Genomic DNA, 3,338 nt, shown 5'->3' with positions numbered 1-3,338 from the left:
ACGAGCACGGCGGCCAGGAACACCCACGGGTCGGCGGTCAGGCCGAGCCCCACGGTGCCCACGGCCAGCGCCGCCAACCCGGCCAGCGCGGGAATGCGGCGGCCCCTGCGGTCGGCGAAACCGCCCGCGTAGAGCAGGACCAGTGCGTTGGCCGCGGCGAACACCGCCAGCGCGATCCCGGTGAACGACTCGTCCCTGGCCAGCACGGCGGTGACGAACAGCGGCAGCAGCGACATCCGCACCCCGAAGACCACCCACCCGGTGGCGAGGTTCGACGCCAGCGCCGCCCGGTAGGTCGGGTGACGCAGGGCCTGCGGGAACGTCATCGCGGGCTCGGACTCGTCCGGCGGCCGCGACACCAGCTCCGAGCCGCGCAGTTGCCACCACACCAGCCCGGTGGTCAGCAGGAGCGCGATGCCGTAGACGAGGAACGGCGCGCGCAGCGACACCGACACCAGGCCGCTGCCCAGGACGGGCCCGGCGATACCGCCGAGCAGAAAGCTCGTGCCCCACAGGCTGGAGGCGCGCCCGCGCAGGTTCGCCGGGGAGATGCGGATCAGCAGGCCGATGGCCGAGACGGTGAACATCGTCGAGCCGATGCCGCTGGCCGAGCGGAACAGCAGCAGTTGCCAGTAGTCGGCCGCGACCGCGCACAGCAACGTGCCCACGGCGACGATCGAGACACCCCACAGGTACACCGGTCGCTCGCCGAACCGGGTCACCAGCCGTCCGCTCATGGGCGCGAACACCAGCCGCACGAAGGCGAACGCGCTGACCACCACGGAAGCCGCCGTCACGCCGACGTCGAAGCTGGCCGCGTAGTTCGGCAGCGCGGGACCGATGATCCCGTAGCCGATCGCGATGAGGAAGCTGGCGCCCACCAGGACCCAGATCTCGCGGGGGAGCCGGTCCCCTCGTCCCGTCTCGGCCGATCCGGCGCCCGAAGCGGAGTCCGGACCGGTCTCCGGCCCTGCGCTGTCACCCCTGTCCGACACACTCACCCCTCCGTCCGGGGCGAGCATAGTCACCACGCGGACAGGCCGGTCCCCCGCGCGGGGCCGGTCAGCGGCGCCTGCGCCACAGGCCCAGCAGGGTTCCCGCGCCGAAAGCCCCGGCCGCGGGACCGACCCAGCCCCCGCGCCGCACCTCGACCGTGGGGCGGATCACAGCGGGCGGGGGCGGCAGCACCGTGCGGGCGAGGTTCTCCCGCGCCGTCGCCGTCCACGCGGTGACGAACAACAGGAAGCGGGCGACGAGGTTGGCGAACACGAGCAAACCGATGATGGGTCCGAACAGGGCGCCGCTGGGCGAGCCGGTCACGCTGGACAGGTAGATGCCGCCGACCTGCTTGAGGATCTCGAACCCGATCGCGGCGAGCACGGCTCCACGCACGGCACTGCGCACCGCGACTTTCTCCCGCGGCAACTGGGAGAGCACCCACAGGAACACGAGCACGTTCGCCACCAGCGCGAGCACGATCGTGGCCAGCCGGAGCAGGAACCGGGCCCACGCGGCCTCCTCCAGCCCGACGAGGCCGAGCAGGAATTCCCCGACGCCGCCGCCCACCGCGGTGAGGCCGAACGAGACGGCCAGCGCCGCGCCGAGCCCGACGAGCGACGCCAGGTCCCTCAACTTGCCCGCCACGAACGGCTGCTTCTTCTTCTGCTGCCCCCACTGGGCGGTGAGCGCGTCACGCAGGTTGGTCATCCAGCCAAGGCCCGAGTAGAAGGCCAGCAGGAGACCGAACACCCCGATCCCGGCCCGGGAGCCGAGGGCGGCGTCGACGATGGTCGCGAGGAACTCGCCGAGACCGTCCGGTGCGGAGCTGATGATGCCCGCGCGCAGCTCGGCCAGGGCGGCGTCGTTCCCGGCGAGGACGAAGCCCGCCACAGAGAACCCCACCATGAGCAGCGGGAACAGCGACAGCACAGAGAAGTAGGTGATCGCCGCGGCGTAGTGGTTGCCGTAGCGTTCGGTGAACGCCTCGTTGGCGCGCAGGATGTGGTCGAGCCAGCCGTGCTCGCGCCGCAGCCGGGCCACCAGGCCGTCGCCGGAACCGCCACCCGACCGCTTCGTGCCCGCCAGCCTCGTCCGTACTTTCGCGGCCGTGCCGCCGTCCGTGGACCGCTTCGCCGTCTCCTCCGCCACGCGAGGACGCTAACCACCGTCGTGGCCCCCCGCAAACGCGGGACGTCACCACGACGGCGCCCCCGCGGTGCCGGGCGCGGTGCCTGCCACCGGCTCCGTCACCCGACCGGTGCGACGGGGCCGTAGGTGGTGGTGCGTTGCGCTCCCGGCCTGCCCGCCAGAGCGGTGAGCCGGCCGAGTTCGGCGACCGTGCGCGACGAGCCGTGGTCCGAGCCCGCCATCCGCGAGATCGTCTCCTCCATCAGCGTGCCTCCGATGTCGTTGGCCCCGCCCCGCAGCGCCTGGGTGGCACCCGTGTCGCCGAGCTTGACCCACGAGCACTGCACGTTGTCGATCCGCCCGTGCAGGGCCAGACGCGCGAACGCGTGCACGGCCCGGTTGTCCCGCACGGTCGGCCCGGGCCGGGCGAGACCAGCCAGGTAGAGCGGAGCGTTGTGGTGCACGAACGGCAGGGCGACGAACTCGGTGAACCCGCCGGTCTCGTCGGCGATACCGGCCAGCACCCGCAGATGGCCGAGCCAGTGACCGGGGTGATCGACGTGGCCGTACATCATCGTGCTCGACGACGGCAGGCCCAGCCTGTGCGCGGTGGTCACGACGTCGATCCAGGTGCGCGCGGGCAGCTTGCCCTTGGTCAGGACCCACCGGACGTCGTCGTCGAGGATCTCGGCGGCGGTGCCCGGGATGGACCCCAGGCCCGCGTCGCGCAGCTCGGTCAGCCACTCCTCGACCGACACGCCCGCCTTCGAGGCCGCCGAGACGATCTCCATCGGCGAGAAGGCGTGGACGTGCATGTCCGGCACGGCATCCTTGATGGCCCGCACCACGTCGGCGTAGTAGGTCACGGGCAGCTTCGGATCGATGCCGCCCTGCATGCACACCTCGGTGGCGCCCGCCTCGGCCGCCTCGACGGCGCGGGCGGCCACCTCACCTGTGGACAGCCGGTAGGCGTCGGCGTCGCGCTCCCGTTGGGCGAAGGCGCAGAACCGGCACCCGACGTAGCAGACGTTGGAAAAGTTGATGTTGCGGTTGACGACGTAGGTGATCGGCTCTCCCACCACCTCGGCCCGCAGCTCGTCGGCCAACCTGGTCAGCGTCTCCAGCGCCTCGCCGTCCGCGGTGAGCAACGACAGCGCCGCGTCGGCGTGCTCGGGGCGCAGCAGCGCGGCCGGGTCGTCGGCGGCGAGGCG

Annotated in this window: 3 protein-coding genes; all 3 read right to left on the bottom strand. The window is 72.3% G+C overall.

The window, feature by feature from the left end; all coding sequences use genetic code 11:
• On the bottom strand, window positions 1–893 hold an 893-nt coding region (locus SACSA_RS0113590; protein ID WP_048876790.1), incomplete at its 3' end, for an MFS transporter.
• Between the two features lie 169 nt (window positions 894–1,062).
• Window positions 1,063–2,085 carry an inner membrane protein YhjD gene (gene yhjD / locus SACSA_RS0113585; protein ID WP_048876789.1) on the bottom strand — a complete coding sequence of 341 codons (1,023 nt, stop codon included), beginning with the start codon at window positions 2,083–2,085 and terminating at the stop codon, window positions 1,063–1,065.
• A gap of 161 nt (window positions 2,086–2,246) precedes the next feature.
• Window positions 2,247–3,338: 5-amino-6-(D-ribitylamino)uracil--L-tyrosine 4-hydroxyphenyl transferase CofH (gene cofH / locus SACSA_RS0113580; RefSeq protein ID WP_019816459.1), on the bottom strand; the 1,092-nt coding region annotated here is incomplete at its 5' end.

This window comes from Saccharomonospora saliphila YIM 90502 (assembly GCF_000383795.1).
In the GTDB taxonomy this organism is placed as follows: Bacteria; Actinomycetota; Actinomycetes; order Mycobacteriales; family Pseudonocardiaceae; genus Saccharomonospora; species Saccharomonospora saliphila.
This window is presented reverse-complemented; position numbering and strand designations above follow the sequence as displayed.